This is a genomic window from Pseudomonas coleopterorum (genome assembly GCF_900105555.1).
Lineage (GTDB): Bacteria > Pseudomonadota > Gammaproteobacteria > Pseudomonadales > Pseudomonadaceae > Aquipseudomonas > Aquipseudomonas coleopterorum.
In genome coordinates, this window is record NZ_FNTZ01000001.1 from 2,260,282 (window position 1) to 2,282,440 (window position 22,159).

General features: G+C 63.0%; 21 protein-coding genes. 12 read left to right on the forward strand and 9 right to left on the reverse strand.

Going from position 1 to position 22,159, the window contains the following annotated elements:
* Positions 1-5: 5 nt before the first annotated feature.
* Entirely contained in the window at positions 6-1,028 is a 1,023-nt protein-coding gene (locus BLV18_RS10140) for an acyltransferase family protein (RefSeq protein WP_090358232.1), read from the reverse strand.
* 273 nt (positions 1,029-1,301) lie between these two features.
* On the opposite strand from BLV18_RS10140, the gene metH reads away from it, so the two are divergent.
* The gene (metH, locus tag BLV18_RS10145) at positions 1,302-4,994 is read left to right on the forward strand and encodes a methionine synthase (RefSeq protein ID WP_090358234.1); all 3,693 of its coding nucleotides are present in this window, start codon (positions 1,302-1,304) and stop codon (positions 4,992-4,994) included.
* 220 nt (positions 4,995-5,214) lie between these two features.
* Here metH and otnC read toward each other — a convergent pair whose 3' ends face one another.
* Together otnC and otnK are read right to left on the reverse strand one after the other, a co-directional pair.
* Positions 5,215-5,853: a 3-oxo-tetronate 4-phosphate decarboxylase gene (otnC, locus tag BLV18_RS10150; protein ID WP_090358236.1), complete on the reverse strand. Its 639-nt coding sequence runs from the start codon at positions 5,851-5,853 to the stop codon at positions 5,215-5,217.
* The gene (otnK, locus tag BLV18_RS10155; RefSeq protein ID WP_090358239.1) at positions 5,850-7,139 is read right to left on the reverse strand and encodes a 3-oxo-tetronate kinase; all 1,290 of its coding nucleotides are present in this window, start codon (positions 7,137-7,139) and stop codon (positions 5,850-5,852) included. Before otnK ends, otnC begins: the two co-directional genes overlap by 4 nt.
* A 241-nt stretch (positions 7,140-7,380) precedes the next feature.
* Between otnK and BLV18_RS10160 the strand changes: the two genes are divergently transcribed.
* The 5 genes from BLV18_RS10160 to BLV18_RS10180 all read left to right on the forward strand — a co-directional run bounded on the left by BLV18_RS10160 (position 7,381) and on the right by BLV18_RS10180 (position 13,008).
* Positions 7,381-8,754: a hypothetical protein gene (locus BLV18_RS10160; protein ID WP_090358241.1), complete on the forward strand. Its 1,374-nt coding sequence runs from the start codon at positions 7,381-7,383 to the stop codon at positions 8,752-8,754.
* Between the two features lie 74 nt (positions 8,755-8,828).
* Positions 8,829-10,178, forward strand: coding sequence for a GntT/GntP/DsdX family permease (locus BLV18_RS10165; protein WP_090358243.1), 1,350 nt, complete (start codon positions 8,829-8,831; stop codon positions 10,176-10,178).
* A 41-nt stretch (positions 10,179-10,219) separates the two neighbouring features.
* The gene (locus BLV18_RS10170) at positions 10,220-11,029 is read left to right on the forward strand and encodes a DeoR/GlpR family DNA-binding transcription regulator (protein ID WP_090358245.1); all 810 of its coding nucleotides are present in this window, start codon (positions 10,220-10,222) and stop codon (positions 11,027-11,029) included.
* 88 nt (positions 11,030-11,117) lie between these two features.
* The gene (locus tag BLV18_RS10175) at positions 11,118-11,549 is read left to right on the forward strand and encodes a DUF1810 domain-containing protein (RefSeq protein ID WP_090362195.1); all 432 of its coding nucleotides are present in this window, start codon (positions 11,118-11,120) and stop codon (positions 11,547-11,549) included.
* 271 nt (positions 11,550-11,820) lie between these two features.
* A complete protein-coding gene (locus tag BLV18_RS10180) occupies positions 11,821-13,008 on the forward strand; it encodes an MFS transporter (RefSeq protein ID WP_090358247.1) in 1,188 nt (395 codons plus the stop codon).
* On the opposite strand, the gene BLV18_RS10185 is transcribed toward BLV18_RS10180, so the two are convergent.
* Positions 13,002-14,039 carry an alpha/beta hydrolase family protein gene (locus BLV18_RS10185; protein ID WP_090358250.1) on the reverse strand — a complete coding sequence of 346 codons (1,038 nt, stop codon included), beginning with the start codon at positions 14,037-14,039 and terminating at the stop codon, positions 13,002-13,004. The genes BLV18_RS10180 and BLV18_RS10185 overlap by 7 nt on opposite strands.
* A gap of 285 nt (positions 14,040-14,324) precedes the next feature.
* On the opposite strand from BLV18_RS10185, the gene BLV18_RS10190 reads away from it, so the two are divergent.
* The 3 genes from BLV18_RS10190 to BLV18_RS10200 all read left to right on the forward strand — a co-directional run bounded on the left by BLV18_RS10190 (position 14,325) and on the right by BLV18_RS10200 (position 15,975).
* Positions 14,325-15,026, forward strand: coding sequence for an OBAP family protein (locus tag BLV18_RS10190; protein WP_286916182.1), 702 nt, complete (start codon positions 14,325-14,327; stop codon positions 15,024-15,026).
* Positions 15,027-15,117: 91 nt separating this feature from the next.
* Positions 15,118-15,339, forward strand: a complete 222-nt coding sequence (locus BLV18_RS10195) for a PLD nuclease N-terminal domain-containing protein (RefSeq protein ID WP_049859611.1) — start codon at positions 15,118-15,120, stop codon at positions 15,337-15,339.
* A gap of 126 nt (positions 15,340-15,465) precedes the next feature.
* Positions 15,466-15,975: a DUF4142 domain-containing protein gene (locus tag BLV18_RS10200; protein ID WP_049859610.1), complete on the forward strand. Its 510-nt coding sequence runs from the start codon at positions 15,466-15,468 to the stop codon at positions 15,973-15,975.
* Between the two features lie 83 nt (positions 15,976-16,058).
* Here the strand turns inward: BLV18_RS10200 and BLV18_RS10205 are convergent, their stop codons facing one another.
* Both BLV18_RS10205 and BLV18_RS10210 read right to left on the reverse strand, forming a co-directional pair.
* A complete protein-coding gene (locus BLV18_RS10205) occupies positions 16,059-16,502 on the reverse strand; it encodes a DUF1294 domain-containing protein (protein WP_375143151.1) in 444 nt (147 codons plus the stop codon).
* Positions 16,489-17,319, reverse strand: coding sequence for an undecaprenyl-diphosphate phosphatase (locus tag BLV18_RS10210; RefSeq protein WP_056843411.1), 831 nt, complete (start codon positions 17,317-17,319; stop codon positions 16,489-16,491). The genes BLV18_RS10205 and BLV18_RS10210 overlap by 14 nt, the downstream gene beginning before the upstream one ends.
* A gap of 242 nt (positions 17,320-17,561) precedes the next feature.
* Between BLV18_RS10210 and pnuC the strand changes: the two genes are divergently transcribed.
* Entirely contained in the window at positions 17,562-18,125 is a 564-nt protein-coding gene (gene pnuC, locus BLV18_RS10215) for a nicotinamide riboside transporter PnuC (protein WP_090358254.1), read from the forward strand.
* Positions 18,122-18,649 (forward strand): AAA family ATPase, encoded by a 528-nt coding sequence (locus BLV18_RS10220; RefSeq protein ID WP_090358256.1) that lies wholly within the window; start codon positions 18,122-18,124, stop codon positions 18,647-18,649. Before pnuC ends, BLV18_RS10220 begins: the two co-directional genes overlap by 4 nt.
* Positions 18,650-18,656: 7 nt before the next feature.
* Here the strand turns inward: BLV18_RS10220 and BLV18_RS10225 are convergent, their stop codons facing one another.
* Complete coding sequence (locus BLV18_RS10225; protein WP_244156838.1) at positions 18,657-19,586, reverse strand: sigma 54-interacting transcriptional regulator; 930 nt, start codon at positions 19,584-19,586, stop codon at positions 18,657-18,659.
* A 212-nt stretch (positions 19,587-19,798) separates the two neighbouring features.
* Here BLV18_RS10225 and BLV18_RS10230 point away from each other — a divergent pair, with 212 nt between their 5' ends.
* Complete coding sequence (locus BLV18_RS10230) at positions 19,799-20,491, forward strand: DUF421 domain-containing protein (RefSeq protein ID WP_090358260.1); 693 nt, start codon at positions 19,799-19,801, stop codon at positions 20,489-20,491.
* A gap of 2 nt (positions 20,492-20,493) precedes the next feature.
* Here the strand turns inward: BLV18_RS10230 and BLV18_RS10235 are convergent, their stop codons facing one another.
* Both BLV18_RS10235 and BLV18_RS10240 read right to left on the reverse strand, forming a co-directional pair.
* Positions 20,494-21,168: a vWA domain-containing protein gene (locus BLV18_RS10235; RefSeq protein WP_090358262.1), complete on the reverse strand. Its 675-nt coding sequence runs from the start codon at positions 21,166-21,168 to the stop codon at positions 20,494-20,496.
* The gene (locus BLV18_RS10240; protein WP_090362200.1) at positions 21,150-22,157 is read right to left on the reverse strand and encodes a magnesium chelatase ATPase subunit I; all 1,008 of its coding nucleotides are present in this window, start codon (positions 22,155-22,157) and stop codon (positions 21,150-21,152) included. Before BLV18_RS10240 ends, BLV18_RS10235 begins: the two co-directional genes overlap by 19 nt.
* Positions 22,158-22,159: the final 2 nt, after the last annotated feature.

Consider the following 22,159-nt stretch of genomic DNA (forward strand, 5'->3'; position numbering starts at 1 on the left):
GGGAATCAGTTGATACGCGCCATCGCATTCGAATCCAGACGTGCGTCGGTCCAATGCTTGACCCGGCGATACAGGCGTTTTTCGATCCACACGTAACTGGCCCACGACACCAGAGCGATGGTCGGCACGCAGAACGCGAACACCCAATATGGGTTCAGGTGCCAGCGCACGCTGGCCAGCCAGCCGCCGTAGAGCACCAGCACGTGCACCAGATACACCGAGTAGGAGCAGTCGCCCAACGCCTTGAGGATGCGGCTGCCACGGAAGTGCGGCTCCATGGCCACGCAGGCCAGCACGATCAACGCGCTGGGCAGGCCCCAGTGCAGCAGACGGTCGCTGGAATCCAGGTGATAGATCAGCAGCGCGGACAGGATGATCACCGCCAGCGGCAGCCACAGGCCCTGGGCGATCCAACCGCGGCGATAGAGCATGCCGATACCGATGCCGAGCAGGAACTCATAGATGATGTTGTTCTGATAGAAGCGGCTGACAACCCCATAGCGCCCTAGCACTTCGCTGACCGCCACAAGGGCGGCTGCAACGATCAACGGCCGGTAGCGCTGCGGCACGGTGAACACCAGGGAGAACAACAGGTAGAAGAACATCTCGTAGTTGAGCGTCCAGCCTACGTTCAGCGTCGGATAGAGGCCGTAGCCGCCAGGGTTTTCCGAGGGGATGAACAGCAGCGACAGGATGAAGTGCGGCAGGTCGATGGCGGCGTGCGGCAGCCATTGCCCCAAACTGACCAGCATCAACCCCATCAGCGCGGTGTACAGCCAGTAGGCCGGGACGATGCGAATGATGCGGTTGAGCAGGAAGCGCCCTGCGGGCATCTGCTTGTCCTGGGTCGAGAGGTAGATCACCAGCCCACTGATGACGAAGAAGATGTCGACGCCCACCGCACCCCGGTCAGTGAAGAACTGACCGATGGGGCCTGAGGCGTGGAAGTCGAAAAAGATCTGCATGAAGTGATGACAGACCACGATCCAGGCGGCCAGGGCCCGTAGAGCTTGAAGCGAAATCAGCATGCGTACCGCCTTTTGAAACGAGAATTCGCGCCCCTTTTCGGGGCATTCCGGGGGGTGGGACTGCAAAAATCCGGAAAAGGTCGCGCATTTCGTCGATGCCTGGGGTGATGCACTGCTGTCTCACGGTCGATAAATAGCCGGTGCTTCAGATAAACAGCAGGTTATCAACATGAGCGAAATTCATGGACATGCCCTTCGTGATCAAATAGCGCACAGGTTTGCTATTATCCGCACCCTGTCACAGTGTCCGAATTTTCTGAAAGAGTGGTTCCCATGTCCGACCGCAGTGCTCGCCTTCAAGCTCTCCAGCAAGCCCTCAAAGAGCGCATCCTGATTCTCGACGGCGGCATGGGCACGATGATCCAGAGCTACAAGCTCGAGGAAGAGGATTACCGCGGTGAGCGCTTTGCCGATTGGCCTAGCGATGTGAAGGGCAACAACGATCTGCTGCTGCTCAGCCGTCCGGACGTGATCGCCGCCATCGAGAAGGCCTATCTGGACGCCGGCGCGGACATTCTGGAAACCAACACCTTCAACGCCACCCAGGTATCCCAGGCCGACTACGGCATGGAATCGCTGGTGTACGAGCTGAACGTCGAAGGTGCGCGGGTGGCGCGCCAGGTCGCCGATGCCAAGACCCTGGAAACACCGGACAAGCCACGCTTCGTGGCCGGCGTGCTGGGCCCGACCAGCCGCACCTGCTCGCTGTCCCCGGACGTCAATAACCCCGGCTACCGCAACGTCACCTTCGACGAGCTGGTGGAGAACTACACCGAAGCCACCAAGGGCCTGATCGAGGGCGGCGCCGACCTGATCCTGATCGAGACCATCTTCGACACGCTCAACGCCAAGGCAGCGATCTTCGCCGTGCAGGGCGTCTACGAAGAGCTGGGCTTCGAGCTGCCGATCATGATCTCTGGGACCATCACCGATGCCTCGGGCCGGACCTTGTCCGGGCAGACCACCGAAGCTTTCTGGAACTCGGTGAGCCATGCCAAGCCCATTTCGGTCGGCCTGAACTGCGCGCTGGGCGCCAGCGAGCTGCGTCCGTACCTGGAAGAGTTATCGAACAAGGCCGGCACGCATGTGTCCGCCCACCCCAACGCTGGCTTGCCCAATGCCTTCGGTGAATACGACGAACTGCCGTCGGAAACCGCGAAGATCATCGAAGAATTCGCCCAGAGCGGCTTCCTTAATATCGTCGGCGGCTGCTGCGGCACCACGCCCGGGCATATCGAAGCCATCGCCAACGCCGTGGCCGGCTACCCGCCGCGGGCCATTCCGGAGATCCCCAAGGCTTGCCGCCTGTCGGGCCTGGAGCCGTTCACCATTGATCGCCAGTCGTTGTTCGTCAACGTCGGCGAGCGCACCAACATCACCGGTTCGGCGCGCTTCGCCCGGTTGATCCGCGAGGAGAACTACACCGAGGCCCTTGAAGTCGCCCTGCAGCAGGTGGAAGCCGGCGCTCAGGTGATCGACATAAACATGGACGAGGGCATGCTCGACTCGCAGAAGGCTATGGTCACCTTCCTCAACCTGATCGCGGGCGAGCCGGACATCTCCCGGGTGCCGATCATGATCGACTCCTCCAAATGGGAAGTGATCGAAGCCGGGCTCAAGTGCATCCAGGGCAAGGGCATCGTCAACTCGATCAGCATGAAGGAAGGCGTCGACGCGTTCATTCATCACGCCAAGCTGTGCAAGCGCTACGGCGCTGCGGTGGTGGTGATGGCCTTCGACGAGGCCGGCCAGGCCGATACCGAAGCGCGCAAGAAAGAGATCTGCAAGCGCTCCTACGACATCCTGGTGGATCTGGTCGGCTTTCCGCCGGAAGACATCATCTTCGACCCGAACATCTTCGCCGTGGCCACCGGCATCGAGGAGCACAACAACTATGCCGTCGATTTCATCAATGCCTGCGCCTACATCCGCGATGAGCTGCCGTATGCGTTGACCAGCGGCGGCGTGTCCAACGTGTCGTTCTCGTTCCGTGGCAACAACCCGGTGCGTGAGGCGATTCACTCCGTGTTTCTGCTGCATGCCATCCGCAACGGTCTGACCATGGGTATCGTCAACGCCGGCCAATTGGAGATCTATGACCAGATCCCCACCGAGCTGCGCGAGCGTGTCGAGGATGTGGTCCTCAACCGTACGCCCGAAGGCACCGACGCCCTGCTCGCCATCGCCGACAAGTTCAAGGGCGACGGCAGCGTCAAGGAAGCCGAAACCGAGGAATGGCGCGGCTGGCCGGTCAACCAGCGCCTGGAGCATGCGCTGGTCAAGGGCATCACCACCCACATCGTCGAAGACACCGAGGAGTCGCGGCAGTCGTTCAAGCGCCCGATCGAGGTCATCGAAGGCCCGCTGATGTCGGGCATGAACATCGTTGGCGACCTGTTCGGCTCGGGCAAGATGTTCCTGCCCCAGGTGGTCAAGTCGGCGAGGGTGATGAAGCAGGCCGTGGCCCACCTGATTCCGTTCATCGAGCTGGAAAAAGGCGACAAGCCTGAAGCCAAGGGCAAGATCCTGATGGCGACGGTGAAAGGCGACGTGCACGACATCGGCAAGAACATCGTCGGCGTGGTGCTGGGCTGCAACGGCTACGACATCGTCGACCTGGGTGTGATGGTGCCGGCCGACAAGATTCTTCAGGTCGCCCGCGAGCAGAAGTGCGACATCATCGGCCTGTCCGGCCTGATCACCCCTTCCCTGGACGAGATGGTCCACGTCGCCCGGGAAATGCAGCGCCAGGATTTCCACCTGCCCTTGATGATCGGCGGCGCGACCACGTCCAAGGCGCACACTGCCGTCAAGATCGAACCCAAGTACAGCAACGACGCAGTGATCTACGTTACCGACGCCTCACGCGCGGTGGGGGTTGCCACCCAGTTGCTGTCCAAGGAGCTCAAGCCCGCATTCGTCGAGAAGACCCGCCTGGAGTACATCGACGTTCGCGAACGTACCGCCAACCGCAGCGCACGCACCGAACGTCTGAGCTACGCCCAGGCCGTGGCGGCCAAGGCCAGCTTCGACTGGAGCAGCTACAACCCGGTGCAGCCGACCTTCACCGGCGCCAAGGTGCTGGACGATATCGACCTCAATGTCTTGGCCGAGTACATCGACTGGACGCCGTTCTTCATCTCCTGGGACCTGGCCGGCAAGTACCCGCGCATTCTCACCGACGAGGTCGTGGGTGAAGCAGCCACGGCTTTGTTCGAGGATGCCAAGGCGATGCTGCGCAAGCTGATCGACGAGAAGCTGATCCGTGCCCGTGCGGTGTTCGGCTTCTGGCCGGCCAATCAGGTCGAGGATGACGACATCGAGGTGTACGGCGACGACGGCCAGCCATTGGCGCGTCTGCATCACCTGCGTCAGCAGATCATCAAGACCGATGGCAAGCCGAACTTCTCCCTGGCCGACTTCGTGGCACCCAAGGACAGCGGCGTGACGGACTACGTGGGCGGCTTCATCACCACGGCAGGCATCGGTGCCGAAGAGGTGGCCAAGGCCTATCAGGACAACGGCGACGACTACAACTCGATCATGGTCAAGGCACTGGCTGACCGGCTGGCCGAGGCCTGCGCCGAGTGGCTGCACCAGCAGGTGCGCAAGGAGCATTGGGGTTATGACCCCGAGGAGACCTTGGACAACGAGGCGCTGATCAAGGAACAGTACAAGGGCATCCGCCCTGCCCCCGGCTACCCGGCCTGCCCGGACCACACCGAGAAAGGCACGCTGTTCGACCTGCTCGATCACAACGGGCAGAGCGGCGTGACGCTCACCGAGCACTATGCGATGTTCCCGGCGGCGGCGGTCAGCGGCTGGTATTTCGCTCACCCTCAGGCGCAATACTTTGCCGTGGGCAAGATCGATCGCGACCAGGTGCAGAGCTACACGGCGCGCAAGCAGCAGGATCTGGCCGTCAGCGAGCGCTGGTTGGCGCCCAATCTGGGTTATGACAACTGAGGCAGACTCAGCTTGCCGTACTGGGTCAGCCTCGGCTGAACCAGTACACCGCTGTCGCCATGACCACCACGATCATGAAGCCTATGGCCCAGGCGTCGACATGGCTATCGTTTTTGCGGGTTTTCAGGGAGTTGCTCATCGGCATCGTCTCTTGTGATTTTGTTGGACGCTGGTACCAGTAAAGCCCAACAAAGGCCTTTCCACAAGTAAGGTCAATGACTCACCAAACGCAACCGAACACCGCCTTGAGTTCTTCGATGGCCGCGTCGCTCAAGGGTGCAGGTCGGGGCTGAGTCATAAGCCACAGCCGTGCGGTTTCCTCCAGTTCTTCCAGTGCATGACTGGCCTTGGACACAGAGCTTTCCCACATCACCGGGCCCAACCGTTCGAGCATGACCCCCCTCACCTGAGCGGCCAGTTCCGCGACTTGTGTGGCGACGTCGGGCGAGCCCGGACGCTGGTACTGGATCAACGGGATGTGCCCCACCTTCATCACCTGATAAGGCGTGAGCGGCGGCAGAATGTCTTGGGCGCTCCACACCCCAGCCAAAGTCAGGGCCACCAGATGCGTGGAATGGGTGTGGACCACGCCGTTCACTTCTGGGTTACGGTCGTACACCTGGCGATGCAGGGCCAGGGTCTTGGATGGCTTGTCGCCACTGACCCATTCCCCCGCCGTGGTGACCTTGGCGATTGCGTGTGGCTGCAACCGTCCCAGACAGGCATCGGTTGGGGTGATCAGCCAACCGTCGTCGAGGCGCGCACTGATGTTGCCGGCACTGCCGACGGTATAACCACGCTGGAACAGGCTCAGACCCACTTCGCAGATTTCTTCGCGCAAGGCGTGTTCGTTTCTCACGAAAAATCTCCCGCCAGGCAGGCCAAGGCCTTGGCAAAAAAGTCCACGCTGCCAAAGTTGCCCGACTTGAGCGTCAGCGCAAGCGCAGTGGTGCCGCCGAAGGCCACGGTGGCCGGCACGCCAGGATCGATCTGACGGCCGATACGCAAGCCTTTGACCTGCAGCGCCTGCACCACCGCGCCCGACGTTTCGCCACCTGCAATGACGAAGCGGCGCCAGCCTTTGTCCTGCAACTGTGCCGCGACCTGACCCAGCGCCTCCTCGATCATGGCGCCAGCCTGCTCCGCCCCCAGCTCTCGCTGCACGGCGGCCACCTGCTCGGGGCTACTGGTCGCGTAGATCAGCACCGCTTCGTCGCGATCGGCGAAGGCCACGGCCTGGGCCACGACCGGCTCGCCACGAGCGATTGCCAGCGGATCGATGCGAAAGGCCGGGCGATCTGCTTCCAGCCAGGCGGCGACCTGGCCATTGGTGGCCTTGGAGGTACTGCCTGCCAAGACCACGGCGCGGCCTTCGATAATGGGCATGGCAGCGGCGTCGCCCGTGCGCAGCAGACCCTGCCGGCGGAAGTTCTCCGGGAGGCCCTGGGCCACCCCCGAGCCGCCGGTGATCAAGGCAAGGTTCGCGCAGGCACGTCCCAGGGCCTGCAGATCCTCGTCACTTACGGCGTCGGCAATGGCCACACTCACGCCTTCGGCGCGCAGTTCGTCCATACGCTTGACGACCGCAGAGGCGCCCTGCCCGACCACGTCATAGCGCAACAGACCCACCGCACCGGTGGTTTGCTCGTCCAGCACGCGGACCAGGTTGGCATCTTTCATCGGTGTGAGCGGGTGATGCTGCATGCCGCATTCACTGAGCAGGCTGTCCTGAACGAACAGATGACCCCGGAACAAGGTGCGGCCGGTCTCCGGGAACGCCGGACAGGCGATCGTGAAATCGCTACCGAGGGCGTCCAGGAGTGCCTCGGTGACCGGGCCAATGTTGCCCTCTGCAGTCGAATCGAACGTCGAGCAGTATTTGAAGAAGAACTGCTGGCAGCCACGTTCGCGCAACCACGCCAGCGCCTGCAACGATTCGGCAACGGCGCTGGCCGTCGGCGTGGTACGGGATTTGAGGGCGATGACGATGGCATCCGCCTCCGCGAATTCCGCCAGATCACTATCTGGAACGCCAATCGATTGCACCGTGCGCATGCCGCCGCGCACCAGGATGTTGGCGAGATCGGTAGCGCCGGTGAAGTCGTCGGCGATGCAGCCGAGCAGTGGGCGATGGACAGCGGTCATGAGTGGCATCTCCTGCACAGGTCACCGTGGCGGGCACGGTGCATGTTAATTATTGGTTCATCTGAGCGATTCAATGTCCCAATACTACAATCGAAAGCGATATGGATGTTAATCCATGTTAAATAAATTGACCTGAATGTGAAATCCACACTATCGTGCTGTCACTCGGGAGCTACGAATCCATAACAAATATTGTTCATCCGGTGGTCGCTGCCGATTTTCCCTTCACCGAGGACGAACCATGAATTTCGAATTGCTGTTCGCTGCACAAGCCGATCAGGCCGTACGTTACGCACTTACCGGCGCCAAGGGAGGTTTCTCGCGCACCTTGCTGGCCCAGACCCGGCTGATGCCCAATCTGGTCCCCGCCGTTCTGTGCGACCTGGACGTGCCCGGCCTGCATGGGTTGTGCGTCGAACTGGGCTTTGCCGCAGAACAGCTACACATCTGCAACGACGCCGCTGCGGTTGCCAGTGCCCCGGCCGACGCCATTGTGCTGGTCGCCGACGTTGCCCTGCTGCAGGCAGCCCGCTACGACATTTTGGTGGAAGCCACCGGCAACCCGGCGATTGGCTACCAGGTCGCCCGGCGCGCCATCGAGGACGGTCGTCACGTCGCCATGGTCAGCAAGGAAGTGGACTCGGTTGCGGGTATCGCGCTGTCCCGCTTGGCCGCACAACACGATGTGGTCTACACCACCGCCGAGGGTGACCAGCCGGCCAACCTGATCGGCTGGGTCAGCTGGGCGCGTGTGCTCAAGCTGGACATCGTCGCAGCGGGCAAGTCCAGTGAATACGATCTGGTGTTCAACCCCCAGGACGGCAGCATCACCCAGCTTGATACCACCATTTCCGCGCCGGCCATGGGCGAATTGCTGCGCCTGGGCGACGACATTCCCGCTACCCTGGAGGCGCGTCGCGCCGCCCTGAACGGCCTGAAGACGTCCGCTACCGCCGACTATTGCGAAATGTCGGTGGTCGCTACCAATACCGGTCTGGTGCCGGATGTGGAGCTGCTGCACTACCCGATTGCCCGTACCAGCGAATTGGCCGACATCTATGCCCTGCGTGAAGACGGTGGTGTGCTGGGTCGCAGCGGTGTGATCGAGGTGTTCAACGTGCTGCGCCTGCCCGACGAGGCCAGCTTTGCCGGGGGGGTGTTCGTGATCATCCGCACCCACGACAAACCGACCTGGGAATTGCTCGCGCAGAAAGGCCACGTGGTGAGCCGCAACGGACGTTACGCCTGCCTGTACCTGCCCTACCACTTCATGGGCGTGGAAACGCCGATCACCCTGCTCAACGCCGTGCTGCACAAACGTGCTTCGGGCACCGATAAACCAAGCCAGTCGACCATTCTGGCCGGACGCGCCACGGTCGATATCGCTGCAGGCACCGTGCTGAAAATGGGTGGCCACCACCATGACGTGACCGGTGTGCAGGCCGTGCTGCTGGGGCGTTCGGATGCCCCCGACGATATCGCTCCGTTGTACCTGACAGCCCACGCCACCGCCGCGCGGAACATCAAGGCTGGCGAGCTGCTGCGGATGGGTGACATCGAACAGTACAACGATGAATTGCACCGTGCCTGGCAGATCGGCCTGCAATCGGCCTGATCGCACAGCGGCCTTGAGCCGATACCGGTGCCCGACACGGGCACCGACGTCCACTTCACAGGTTCCATAAAAACATGAATAGCGAACTGCTGATTTTCGCGATGGCCGCCGGCGCCATCGTGGTGTTGATCCTGCTCATCACCAAGCTCAAGCTCAACCCGTTCCTGGCCCTGACCCTCACTGCGATCGGCCTTGGCCTGCTCAGTGGTGCGGGCGCCGGCGAGACCATCGACAGCTTCGCCAAGGGCTTCGGCTCGGCGCTGGCCAAGACCGGGCCGGTCATTGGTCTGGGTACGCTGCTGGGCGGCATCCTGCTGGGGTCCGGCGGCGCCGACCGCATCGCCAATGCGTTCATCGGCCAGCGTCCGGTGCAGTACGCGCCTTGGGCGATCTGCGCCGCCGCCTTGCTGATCGGCATGCCACACCTGTTCGACGTCAGCTTCATCATGCTGGCGCCATTGGTGTATACGGTGGCCAAGCGCACCCATAGCCATCTGCTCTACATCGGTCTGCCGCTCGCCGCGGGCCTGTACGTGTCCCACGGCCTGCTGCCGCCCCACCCCGCGCCGACGCTGGCGGTCGCCGCGTTCCACGCCAACACCGGCCTGACCATCTTCTACGGCTTGTTGATCGCCGTGCCCACCGCGATCATCTGCGGGCCGATTTTCACCCGCCTGATCAGCCCCTGGTTCGGCCCGGCGCCTGACCTTACCGCCGGCCCGGTGGGTGCGCGTGAAGTCAGCCCCGATCAAAACCAGGTGTCACTGCTGTCGTCGATCATCGCCGTGCTGCTACCGCCCGGCCTGATGCTGGTCGGTACCCTGGGCCTGGCCTTCAGCGTCAAGGGCTCGATGGCCTATGCGGTATTCAACGCCTTGAACAACCCGATCCTGTCGTTGTTGATCGCGGTCATCTTTGCCTTCTTCGCCTTGGGCCTGCGCGCCGGGTTCAACCTGGGCCAGGTGCAGAAGATGGCCAGCCAGGGTCTGGCACCGCTGGGCGCGATCGTGATGATCCTGGGTGCCGGCGGCGGCTTCAAGGAAATGCTCACCACCATTCACCTGGATGCACTGATCACTCACCATGCCTCGGGCTGGGCGGTGAATCCACTGATTCTAAGCTGGGGCATCGCGGCACTGCTGCGCATCTGCGTCGGTTCGGCGACCGTTGCCACCGTCGCTGCCACCGGGATCGTCGCGCCTCTGGCACTGGCCTATCCGGGCCTGTCACCGGAGTTGCTGGTACTGGCTACCGCCTCGGGGGCCGTGATGCTGTCCCACGTCAACGATTCGGGCTTCTGGCTGTTCAAGGAATACTTTCAGCTCAGTGTGGCGCAGACCTTCCGCACATGGACCCTGATGCTGTGTCTGCAATCGGTGATCGGTTTGCTCGGTGTTCTATTGATCGAAGCGGTGATTCGCTAAGATGGCCGCCTGACTATCTGCCTGCACGCCACGGAGCCTGAATGCCCACCGACGAGGACCTCGCCATCACTGGCGCCGCACCGATGATTCCGGACCAGCGCCGGGAACAGATCCTGCGCCAGTTGCGCAAGCACCAGGTGCTCAGCGTGCACCAGCTGACAGAAATGTTCGACTGCTCGCACATGACCGTGCGCCGTGATATCAGTGTGCTGGAGCAGGAAGGCCGGGCGTATTCGGTGCCTGGCGGTGTGCGCATCGCCAGCCAGTTGCACAGCGAGCCCAGTCACCAGTCCAAGGCGGTCGCCGAACAGCCACAGAAACAGGCCATGGCGGTTCTGGCCGCAGCTTTGCTGCGCAATGACATGACAGTGTATCTGGATGCCGGCACCAGCACGCTGGAGATCGTCCCGCACATAGCTGCCCTGTCGGGCATGACCGTGGTGACCAACGACTTCGGCATCGTGCATGCCCTGGCTGAAGCGGTGCATGTGGATGTCATCCACACCGGCGGCCTGCTGGATCACCCCAATCGTTCCTGCGTCGGGGGCCTGGCGGTGGCGACGTTACGCCAGCTGGCCACCGACATTGCCTTCATGTCCACCAGTTCCTGGGACCTGCAACGGGGCATCACCACCCCTTCGGCGCTCAAGGTCGAGGTCAAGCAGGTGGCGATGCAGGCGGCGTCCCAGCGGGTGCTGATCACCAGCAGCTCCAAGTACGGCACGTTCGGGATGTACAAGATCGCCGGCCTCGAGCAGTTCGATGTGGTCATCAGCGACAACGAGCTCACCGAGGTGGCCGCCGAGGCCATTCGCAAGCTGGGTGTGGAAGTGCTATTGGCCGAAGGCTGACGGTCTGGTCTGGTCTGGTCTGGTTGATGGAACTCCGTTGCGCGACCGTGGCCAGAACTGCACACAATCCCTGCGGGATCTACTGGCCATGAACGATACCTTCGATCTCAACCGCTTCATCGACGCCCAGCGCGCCGTGTACCCCGATGTCCTCGAAGAACTGCGCAGTGGCCGCAAACGCAGCCATTGGATGTGGTTCATCTTTCCCCAATTGGCTGGCCTCGGTCATAGCGAGACGGCGCGCTTCTATGCGATCAGCGGTGCGGCCGAGGCGACGGCTTATCTGAACAATCCATTATTGGGTGCGCGCCTGCTGGAATGCACACGTACGGTGCTGGAGCATTCCGGTCAGAGCGCCAGGGCGATGTTCGGCACCCCCGATGACACGAAGTTGCGCTCGTGCATGACCTTGTTTGCCAGCGTGGCACCTGAGCAGGCGTGCTTCCAGCAGGTGTTGGATCGATTTTTCGACGGCGAGAGCGATGCGAAAACCATCGCATTGCTGGAACAACCCCTGTAGCAGCGGCGCGAGCCGCGTCATGGGTTCACGCGGTGTGCCTGATGCAATGCGGTGAGGCTGGACGCGGCTTGCGCCGTATTTGTAGCAGCGGCGCGAGCCGCGTCATGGGTTCACGCGGTGTGCCTGATGTAATGCGGTGAGGTCGGACGCGGCTTGCGCCGCTGCTACAAGGGCGCGTTGTGTTGAGGTTGCAAATAATCGATAGCCTGCTTTGCTTTAACCAACGTTCCCTGTGCAAGGGGACCTCAACCGCACGCTTGCGAACGAGCCCATGACTGAGTCTGCCCAACCTGCAACGCCCTCTTCGTCCTCGATCACCCTGCAAATCATCTCCATCGTGTTCTACACGTTCATTGCCTTCATCTCGATCGGACTGCCCATCGCGGTGCTGCCCGGCTACGTGCACGACCACTTAGGGTTCAGTGCGGTGGCCGCCGGCGTGGTGATCGGCGCGCAGTACCTGGCGACGCTGCTCAGCCGGCCCAGCGCCGGACGCATGGCCGACGCATTGGGCACCAAACGCACCATCGTCTACGGCCTGATCGGTATCGGCATCAGCGGAGCGCTGACGTTCGTCTCGGTGTTTCTGCACAGCGTGCCGCAGTGGAGCCTGGGCGTGCTGATCGCCGGGCGTGTGGTCCTCGGCCTGGCGCAAGGCGCGATCGGGGTAGGTACCAGCAGCTGGGGAATCAGCCGCGTCGGCGCCGAACACATGGCCAAGGTGATCTCATGGAACGGCATCGCCTCCTATGGCGCCATCGCCATCGGCGCCCCGCTGGGCGTATTGATGGTGGCCTTCGCCGGGTTCTGGAGCCTCGGCATTGCGCTCATGGCCCTGAGCGCTCTGGGCTTGTGGATGATCCGTGACACACCGGCGTCACCCGTCGTGCGGGGTGAGCGCATGCCGTTCTGGTCCGCCTTCGGCCGGGTCGCGCCCCATGGCATGAGCCTGATGCTGGCCTCGATCGGCTATGGCACCCTCACCACGTTCATCACCCTGTATTACGTGGAGCGCGGCTGGGAAGGCGCAGCGTGGTGCCTGACCGCCTTTGGCATCAGTTTCATCGCGGCGCGCCTGGTGTTCATCAACAGCATCAACCATTTGGGTGGCTCCACCGTGGCCATGGCCTGTATCGCCACCGAAGTGGTCGGCCTGGCCATGCTGTGGCTGGCTCCTTCACCGATCTTCACCCTGGCGGGCGCGGCTTTGGCTGGGTTGGGATTGTCGCTGGTCTATCCAGCCTTGGGCGTGCTGGCCATCCACAAGGTGCCCGGCACCAGCCGGGGCGCGGGCCTGAGTGCGTTCGCGGTCTTCTTCGATTTGGCCTTGGCGATCGCCGGCCCGGTGATGGGTGCGGTGGCGGCCGGGTTTGGCTATGGCTCGATCTTCGCTTTGGCGGCCGGCCTCTCCCTGATCGCCCTGGGGCTGACCGCGTGGCTGTCGCGACAGGATCAGTGATCGGCGGTCTGCAGGCCGGCGCGTGAAGGCCGACCCAGGGTGTGGGTGAAGAACTTGCCCGCCTCGTGAATAAGGTCGCGGTGGATACCTTCGCGGTCCACGCCATCAGCATCGGTGCACAGCACCGGCGAGGCGCTGCGCTGTTCGTCCGTGCACGGGGCCATGAACACGAAGTGACCGGCGCCGGGCAGCAGGCGATAGTCGGTGTTGCCCGGCAACTTGCGCGCCAGCGCTTCGGCATTCTTGTCGATGGCCACAAGTTGGTCATTGTCGCCGCTGTAGATCAGCGTAGGCAGATGGACTTCGGCCAGGGTCTGGCGACCGAACATCAGGCTCAACGGCGCCATCAGCAGCAGTGCACGCACACGTGGGTCGGCCTCTGGGGTCAGGTCATCCCGATCGGCTTCCAGTTCCCCGCGGGTCTGGCAGGCATCGGCGTCGTAGGGTCGCTCTTCGCAGTATTTGCGCAGGCGCTGCAGATCAGGCCGTGCACCGGACAGAATCAAGGCGGTTTCGCCGCCTGCCGAATAACCGATCACACCGACCGCATGGGTGTTCACGAAAGGCGACAGCATCGAATCACCCAGCGCTGCAGTAATGGCTTGCGAGATCTGTAGCGGCCGTCCGTAAAGATTGCTGAGTTTGCCCAACCGGCTGTGATCCTGGGCATTGTCGCCCGGGTGCACGACCGCCACCACGACGAAGCCCTTGCGCGTCAGCGCGGTGATCAAGTCGTGCAGCGCCAGCGGCGTGCCGGTATTGCCGTGGGACAGCATCAACAGCGGGAAGCGACCGATAGCGACTGCCGCGTCCTGCTGCGCGTCGATGCTGTAGCCGCCCAGACGTGCCGGATGGGTGCGGTCCTGGGTCGGATAGAAGGCATAGGCGTGCATCGGCTGGTCGTCGAGCGGGTCGTTGAAGGTCAGCAAGTGATAGCCCACGTTCCAGCGGGCGTGAGGATTCGCTTGAGCCTGCACCGAAAGCAGGCTCAACAGCAGCAGAGAAACGATTACTGCACAACGACGGACCATCGCGGCGCTCTTCCTTGGCAAAACCTCGGGGGTAGGTTCTGACACAGCATAGGATGGGCCAAGTCACACCCCGGTTCCGTGAAATATTGTACAGACGGGCGAGCGGCCCTCGCCGAGCTGAACCCTGACGGTGCCGGTCACTCTATGAAGTGCCCTGTGCGGCCTGATCGTTCGATCCAGCACCGCACTCTCCTCACTGAAAAGGACTCCAGCATGAGCACCCGCTCGCTCTTCTCGCCACGCCGTACCGCGCGCACTCCAGTGCTGTGCCTGGTCGCTCTGGCCATGGCCGGATGCGCCGGCAACAACAGCGCATCCAAAGTGGACGCGCCCGGCGCGCCGACCACGGCCCTGACCAAAACCCTCGACGCGGGCGCCAATGCGCTGCAGTCACGTCCGCCGATCAATGAATTGAACGCCTATCTGGATGGCTTTCATTTCTATAACGGACACCCCGGTGCGCAGATGGAAGCCCATCACTACTGCGCGATCCTCAACGAGGAAGTCATCCAGTGCGTCATTTATGACGGCAACGTCAAGGACGCCAAGCTGATGGGCGTTGAGTACATCATCAGTGCCCGGCTTTTCGCCCAACTGCCCAAGGCGGAAAAGGCGTTGTGGCACAGCCACGTTCACGAAGTGAAGTCTGGCCAGCTGATCGCTCCGGGCATTCCCGCGCCTGCCGAACACGCTCTGATGGACAAGCTGGTGAACACCTACGGCAAGACCTGGCACACCTGGCACACCGATCTGGACAAGCAGCTGCCGCTGGGGGTGCCGCAACTGATGATGGGCTTCACAGGCGATGGCCAGGTCGACCCGGCGCTGGTGCGCGAGCGGGACAAGCGCTTCGGCATCGACAGCGCGGAGAAGAAACGACAGCGCGCCGACATTCCAACACCCCAGATCGACCCTGGTGCAGACGCATGGAGCAAAGGCCAGATCATCCAGATACAGGACCCGACCGGCAGTCGACACGCCCATTGAGGCGAAAACGGAACCACCGACCGATCCGGTTGAACTTGCCGAGCACGCTGGCCCTCCCCTGTAGGACCTACCTTGATCAATGAGCCTACACATGGAAACGTCGATTTTCTGGACCGCCGCAGCGGTCATCGTGTTACTCCTCGATCTGTGGGCGCTGGCCAGCGTGTGGAAAAGCACCAAGAGTTCCGGCACGAAGATTGGCTGGACCGTACTGATTTTCATCTTCCCGCTGGTCGGGCTGGCCATCTGGGGCTTCGCCGGACCACGGGGCGTCGCCATCGCCCCAACGTCCGACGAGCACAGCAAGGGCTGAATCGCCCTACGCAGCTGCATCCCGCGATGGATGAACATCCGATGAAACTGCTGCGTTTCAGCGGCAGTCACACTTTCACGGCCTGCAACGCTCAGTCCGCTTCATACCCTACACAAGGAATTGACCATGAAATCCAAATTCTACGCCGCTGCCCTCGCCCTTTCCGTCTCGCTCGCCAGCCATGGCGCCTTCGCAGCCTCCGATGATTTCGTCGAGGACGCCTCCGCCAAAGGCGTGGCTGAAGTCGAAGCAGGCAAGCTGGCGCTGGAAAAAGGCACCGCCGCGGACGTCAAGACTTTCGCCGACATGATGGTCAAGGACCACACTGCCGCCAACCAGAAGCTCAAGGCACTGGCCGACAAGAAGAACATCGACGTCTCGGACGATGCCGAGCTGCTGGACAAGGCCAAAGCGATGATTCTGGAGCTGCGCTCGGCCAAGTCGTTCGACCAGGCCTATGCCAACAACCAGGTCAAGGCGCACGAAGCGACCATCGAGATCTTCGAAGACGAAATCAAGAACGGTGAAGACGCAGAGCTCAAGGCATTCGCCACCGAGACTCTGCCCAAGCTGAAAGCCCACCTGGTAGAGGCCAAGAAGCTGGCCGCTGCCCACGGTGGTGCGGCTGCGCACTAAGCACTCAGCCAACGCGCGCAACACCCGATGCCCCCGCACACTGTGCGGGGGCATTTTTCATGGGGAAAGGCTTGAGGCCAGGGTCAGAACGTAAGCCCCAGGTGCTGCCCGGCAAAGATGACCTGATCGAACCAGAACGCCTGGTGCAGTGCTACGATCAGCCAGAACACCAGCTGATAGGAAACCTTGCGCGTCTTGTGCCGGAACAGTTGCTGGGCGATGAGTGCGCCTGGCCAGCCGCCCAGCAGTTCGGCGCCGTGCAGCAGTTTTTCCGGGGTTCGCTGGCCCTGCCCTTGGGCCTGGCGCTTGTCGTGCCAGTACAAACCCACCGTCAGGAGGCTCATCAGTGCATAGACCACCAGCACCGACGGATGCCCGGCCATCGCCAGGCGCAACAGGCCAAGAAAGGGCAGCAGGCACAGCACGACGAATACCGTGATTTTCAGCGCCAGGAATTGCACCGGGCGCTGCTGACCACCGCGCGGCCGCGCAGACGCCCGACCGGGCGCCGGATCAGCCTTGCGCACTGGACCAATCGATCCAGCCGAACTGCCAGGTCGCCAGGATGATCAGGCCGAAGGCAATGCGGTACCAGGCGAACACGGCGTAGCTGTGGGTGGCGATGAACTTGAGCAGACCACGCACGGCGATCATGGCGAAGATGAACGACACCACGAAGCCCAGCGCGAACACCGGGAAGTCGGCCGGCTGAAACAGGTGATGGAACTTGTAGCCCGAATACACCGCGGCACCGACCATGGTCGGCATGGCCAGAAAGAACGAGAACTCGGTGGCGGTCTTGCGCGACAGACCGAACAGCAGGCCGCCGATGATCGTCGAGCCCGAGCGCGAGGTCCCCGGAATCATCGCCAGGCACTGCGCGAAACCGACCTTGAGGGCATCGCTCCAGCGCATGTCGTCGACGTGGTGCACACGCACGGCATGCTCGCGCTTCTCGGCCCAGAGCATGATGAAACCACCCAGTACCAGAGCGACCGCCACGGTGATGGGGTTGAACAGGTATTCGTGGATCTTGTCGGCGAAAATCACCCCCAGCACGACCGCCGGCAGGAAGCCGATGAACAGGTTCAGGGTAAAGCGCTGGGCGTTGCGTTGGGTCGGCAAGCCAGTGATCACTTCGAGGATCTTGCGACGGAATTCCCACACCACCGCCAATATCGCACCCAGCTGGATGATGATATTGAAGGCCATGGCCCGTTCGCCGCCGAAACCGATCAGGTCGGCCACGATGATCTGGTGACCGGTGCTGGAAATGGGCAGGAACTCGGTCAAGCCTTCCACGATGCCTAGAATCAGCGCCTGCATGGCGGTCCAAAAATCCATCATTCCCCCAATTGGACCCGCGCCTGGCGTGGTCCTGTCTGTTTAATAGAACTCATTGCCGTCGGGCCCCGCGATGCTAACAGAGCAGCTTGTGCAAATCCGCACGCGGGCGTCGGTGAGTGTTGATTGAACTGAAGTTTCATCTTTGCAGCGGGTGAACCGCGCAGGACGCGCGCAGTATCGGCGGCGCAGGTTACAATCCCGACTTTGCATGCAGTGCATGCACCTGCCTGAGATTGCCCATGTCGCCTTTGGAATTGTTCGCCGCCACGCTGGGCGTGATCGCGGTGTGGTTGACCGTGAAGCAGAATTGGCTGTGCTGGCCGATCGGCCTGGTCATGGTGCTGATCTATTCGTACGTGTTCTACGACTACAAGCTGTACTCCAACATGCTGTTGCAGGTGGTGTACGCCGGCGTCCAGGTCTACGGCTGGTGGCAGTGGACCCGTGGCGATGGGACAGCCGTGGGCCCAGCGGTGACCCGCTTGGCGCCCAGACCTCTGCTGGGTGGGCTGGCCATCGGCCTGGCGGCGGGCCTGGCCCTGGGCGCGGCGATGGCCACCTGGAGCGATGCCAGCCAGCCGTGGCTGGACGCGTTGCTCACCGGCTTCAGCCTGGTGGCGCAGTGGTGGATGGCCAACAAACGCGTGCAATGCTGGCCGCTGTGGATCGTGCTGGATGCCATTTTCGTCGGTCTGTTCATCCATCAGGGCCTGTACCTGACGGCTGCGCTGTATGGCCTGTTCCTGATGCTGGCCGTTCACGGCTGGCACCAGTGGCGCAACAGCGAAGCAATGTCGCGATGAAAGTGGTTGTACTGTGCGGGCCGGAGTCGTCGGGCAAGAGCTGGCTGGCCGAACGCATGCGCGAGCGTATGGGCGCCGTGGTCGTGGGCGAATACGTGCGCCATTTCATCGACCGAGAGCAGCGCGACACCTGCTATGCCGACATCGACACCATCGCCCGTGGTCAGCTGGCCTGGGAGGATGCCGCTCGCCGTAGTCACCCCGCACTGTTGCTGCTCGACACGCACCTGCTGAGCAACCTGCTGTGGAGCCGCACCCTGTTCGACGACTGCCCGGCGTGGCTTGAACCTGCGCTGCTGGAGCGCCACTACGATGCCCACCTGCTGCTCTCGCCCGAAGGCGTCGAATGGTCCGCGGACGGCCAGCGCTGCCAGCCTGACCTGGCTCAACGGCAAACCTTTTTTCAGCAAAGCCAGGCATGGCTGCAGGCGCACGCGCTGCCCTGCACCGTGATCAGCGGTGACTGGCTGGCGCGGGAGGCGCAGGTGCTGGCGAGCATTCGACATGTTCTGGATCAACCCTAGCGTGCAATCAGCGCATGTGATGTTTGTGCAGCAGTCGGTAGAGTGTCGGGCGTGAAACGCCGAGCACCCTGGCCGCCGTGCTCAGGTTGCCGCCGTGGCGCAGCAGCACGTCGCCAAGCGCCTGACGCTCGGCACGGTGCTTGTAGTCGTTCAGCGTGCCCATCGGCGCGGTGACCAGGGTTTCGATACCCAGTCCCAGGTCGATGGCTTCGATCTGATTGCCGGGGGCCAGTGCCTGCGCCTGGCGAATCCGGTTCGCCAGCTCGCGGACGTTGCCCGGCCAGTCGTGCTCACCCATGGCAATAAGCGCCTCTTGACTGAAAGGACGGTGACGTCGGCCGTTCTCGCGGCTGTAGCGTTGCGCGAAATGGTTGGCCAGCATGGCCAGGTCGCCATAGCGTTCGCGCAAGGGCACCGCGACGATCTCCAGCACGTTGAGTCGATAGTAGAGGTCTTCGCGCAGCTGTCCCCGGCTCATGGCCAGCGTCAGATCGGTGTCGCTGGTAGCCAGCACCCGAACGTCCACTTCACCTGCAGCCTTGCGCTGGAGAAAGCGCAGCAGTTGCTCCTGAACGTCCAGCGGCAAGTCCTGCACCTGTTGCAGCAGCAAGGTTCCGCGATCGGCAGCCTGCAGCACGCTGCCGGACAGCGGATGCACATTGCTCTGCCCGCAGCCAGGCGCGAACAACGGCGTCTGGCCCGGACGATGGGCGCGGACCTGGCAGTCGAACACGATGAATGGCTGCTGCCTGCGCGGGGACTGCTGGTGCAGCGCACGCGCAATCAACTGCTTGCCGGTGCCCGCCTCACCGTGGATCAAGACCGGTGAGTCAGTGGCGGCGAATTTGCTGATGAGCTTGTACAGGTCGCGCATGGGCTGACTATCGCCCAACAGTCCGCAAGGCTCGCAGGGGTAGGCATTCGAATTCACAGGCATGGCCTTTCCTTGCATGGACGTGCTCGGGAAAATACATCAAAAACAGCGGGTTGCAACTTACGTCAAAATGGTAACGGAAAATTGACGTTTAACCCCCGCCAAGGCTTCAGCACGGACCCTTGACGCCACATAGGGCGTCAGCGGTACGTCTCGCAGACAGCCAGCACCGCGGGGTGTACAATCGGCGCTTTTGGTCAGGCAAGGGATTGGAAATGCAGGCGTTCGATTGGCATCGTGTGCTGCTGGGTGAAGTCAACACGGGCTTTCTCGGTGAGGTGGTCGCCCGCACGCTGATGGCCTATGTGGTGGTCTTCTTGTTCCTCAAGATCGCCGGGCGACGCGGGGTGCGCCAGCTTTCGCTGTTCGAGCTGGTGGTGATCCTGACGCTGGGTTCGGCGGCTGGCGACGTGACCTTCTACGAGGACGTGCCCATCCTGCCGGTGCTGGTGGTGTTCGTGGCGATGATCATCTTCTATCGCCTGACCACCTTTCTGACCGAACGCAGCGGTCGCTTCGGCGAATGGCTGGAAGGCAAACCGTTTTTGATCATTCGCGACGGCGTGTTCGAACTCAAGGCGCTGCAGAGCGGCAACATCACCCACGCCGAGTTCCTGATGGAACTGCGCCTGCGCGGCGTCGAGCACCTGGGGCAGGTGCGCCTGGGCATCCTGGAGGTCAATGGCGATGTCAGCCTGTACTTCCACGAGCGCGAAGACGTCAAGCCGGGGCTTTCGATCCTGCCGCCCGAGCATCGCGTGTCATTGACCAAGGTCGACCGTGAAGACCTGTATGCCTGCGAATACTGCGGTCACCTGGAAACCCTGCGCGATCAGCAGGCACTGCCCTGCCCTCGCTGTGACAATCCTGTATGGAGCAAGGCCCTGAGCAACCCCCGGGCCAGCTGAGGCTAGGCCCGTGGCAGATCTTCCAGATGCCGGTACTCGGCGTTCAATGCCGATGCCAGGGTGCGGGCCCGACCCAACCGGATCGGCCCCCGCTCCATGTCTACCAGCAATGCCGGGCAGGCCAGTGGTGCCATGCCGTCCAGCGACTTGAGGCGCCCGTCGGTGAACACCAGGCAGCGCTGGGCCTCCTCGGGATAGCGGCGCCCGCGTTGCTTCAACCAGTCACGGGCCTGATCCAGCGCCGCAAGCAGCGGCGTGCCGCCACCAGCGCCCAGCTCGGCGAGCCAGGGTTGCAGGGCTGCCGAGGCTTTCAGGCCGTGGCATTGCCAGATTGGCCCGCTGCCACTGGCAGTCAACAACGCCAGCCGTGCGCGCTGCCAGTAGGCATCGTCGAAGACCTGCGCCAGAACGCCCTTGGCCTCGGCCAGGGCGCCGTGCCGGCGGGTCGAGGCAGAGGCGTCGACCACCACCAGCCACAGTTGCTGCGCCGCGCTGCGACGTTGCTGCCAGCGCAGGTCATCGCGCTGGCGCGGTCGGCCTTGCAGCAGCGTGGCCGGCCAGTCCACCGTACCGGCCGCCGCCGCGCGCGCCGCACCCTGTCGCCCTTGTTCGAGGTGGCCCTTGCCGGGCCGAGCATCCGCTGGGCGCGGACGGATGCTCAGGGCTTTTTTGGCCAGCTCGGTACGCTGCGGCGTTCACCTACCGGAACGGCCTGGGCGGGCATGTCGCCCCACTGGCCCTGACCCGGATCGGAAGGTTGCGCGGCGCTTGCAGCGGGCGGCGGCGGCGGCGCTGGCTTCGACTCGGGCTGGCGCGGGGCCTGGCGGCGATGGCGCAGGGCGAACTCGGCCACTGCTTCGACGTCCTCGTCGAGAATCTGCTCAGCCCCTCGCCAGGCGGCGTGGGCCCGTGCCGCGCGCAGCCAGACCAGGTCGGCACGCAGGCCATCCACGCCCTCGGCGAAACAACGGGTGGTGATGGCTTCCAGCGCCTGATCGCACAGCGGGATCGATTCGAGGCGTTCCCGCGCCTGCTGGCAGCGCAGCCGCAGCGCTGACTGCGCTGGAGCCCATTGCTCACAGAAGCCTTGGGGATCGCTGTCGAAGGCCAGGCGGCGGCGGATGATCTGGCCACGTTCGGCGGGCGCCGGCTGGCCGTCCATGGCGATGTTCAAACCGAATCGGTCGAGCAACTGCGGGCGCAACTCCCCTTCCTCCGGGTTCATGGTGCCGATGAGCACGAATCGCGCTGCATGAGTATGGGAAATACCGTCACGCTCGATGCGGTTGACGCCACTGGCGGCAACGTCCAGCAGCAGGTCGACCAGATGGTCGGCGAGCAGGTTGACCTCATCGACGTACAGCACGCCGCCGTCGGCCTTGGCCAGCACACCGGGCGAAAAGCGTGCGCGCCCCTCACCTAAAGCGGCCTCCAGATCCAGCGTACCCACGAGACGGTCCTCACTGGCACCCAGCGGCAATGTCACCAGCTGGCCATCGGCAAGCAGGTCGGCCAGACCGCGCGCCAGCGTGCTCTTGGCCATGCCCCGCGGCCCTTCGATCAGCACGCCGCCGATGCGCGGGTCGATGGCGGCCAGGCACAGCGCCAGCTTCAGCGAATCGGCGGCCACCACGGCGGCCAGCGGAAAGTGCACGGTGTCGGTCATTG

Coding starts and splice junctions, on each gene's coding strand:
- BLV18_RS10140 (WP_090358232.1), bottom strand. CDS start 1,028: ATGCTGATTTCGCTTCAAGCTCTACGGGCCCTGGCCGCCTGGATCGTG.
- metH (WP_090358234.1), top strand. CDS start 1,302: ATGTCCGACCGCAGTGCTCGCCTTCAAGCTCTCCAGCAAGCCCTCAAA.
- otnK (WP_090358239.1), bottom strand. CDS start 7,139: ATGACCGCTGTCCATCGCCCACTGCTCGGCTGCATCGCCGACGACTTC.
- BLV18_RS10160 (WP_090358241.1), top strand. CDS start 7,381: ATGAATTTCGAATTGCTGTTCGCTGCACAAGCCGATCAGGCCGTACGT.
- BLV18_RS10165 (WP_090358243.1), top strand. CDS start 8,829: ATGAATAGCGAACTGCTGATTTTCGCGATGGCCGCCGGCGCCATCGTG.
- BLV18_RS10170 (WP_090358245.1), top strand. CDS start 10,220: ATGCCCACCGACGAGGACCTCGCCATCACTGGCGCCGCACCGATGATT.
- BLV18_RS10175 (WP_090362195.1), top strand. CDS start 11,118: ATGAACGATACCTTCGATCTCAACCGCTTCATCGACGCCCAGCGCGCC.
- BLV18_RS10180 (WP_090358247.1), top strand. CDS start 11,821: ATGACTGAGTCTGCCCAACCTGCAACGCCCTCTTCGTCCTCGATCACC.
- BLV18_RS10185 (WP_090358250.1), bottom strand. CDS start 14,039: ATGGTCCGTCGTTGTGCAGTAATCGTTTCTCTGCTGCTGTTGAGCCTG.
- BLV18_RS10190 (WP_286916182.1), top strand. CDS start 14,325: ATGGCCGGATGCGCCGGCAACAACAGCGCATCCAAAGTGGACGCGCCC.
- BLV18_RS10195 (WP_049859611.1), top strand. CDS start 15,118: ATGGAAACGTCGATTTTCTGGACCGCCGCAGCGGTCATCGTGTTACTC.
- BLV18_RS10200 (WP_049859610.1), top strand. CDS start 15,466: ATGAAATCCAAATTCTACGCCGCTGCCCTCGCCCTTTCCGTCTCGCTC.
- BLV18_RS10210 (WP_056843411.1), bottom strand. CDS start 17,319: ATGGATTTTTGGACCGCCATGCAGGCGCTGATTCTAGGCATCGTGGAA.
- pnuC (WP_090358254.1), top strand. CDS start 17,562: ATGTCGCCTTTGGAATTGTTCGCCGCCACGCTGGGCGTGATCGCGGTG.
- BLV18_RS10220 (WP_090358256.1), top strand. CDS start 18,122: ATGAAAGTGGTTGTACTGTGCGGGCCGGAGTCGTCGGGCAAGAGCTGG.
- BLV18_RS10225 (WP_244156838.1), bottom strand. CDS start 19,586: ATGCCTGTGAATTCGAATGCCTACCCCTGCGAGCCTTGCGGACTGTTG.
- BLV18_RS10230 (WP_090358260.1), top strand. CDS start 19,799: ATGCAGGCGTTCGATTGGCATCGTGTGCTGCTGGGTGAAGTCAACACG.
- BLV18_RS10240 (WP_090362200.1), bottom strand. CDS start 22,157: ATGACCGACACCGTGCACTTTCCGCTGGCCGCCGTGGTGGCCGCCGAT.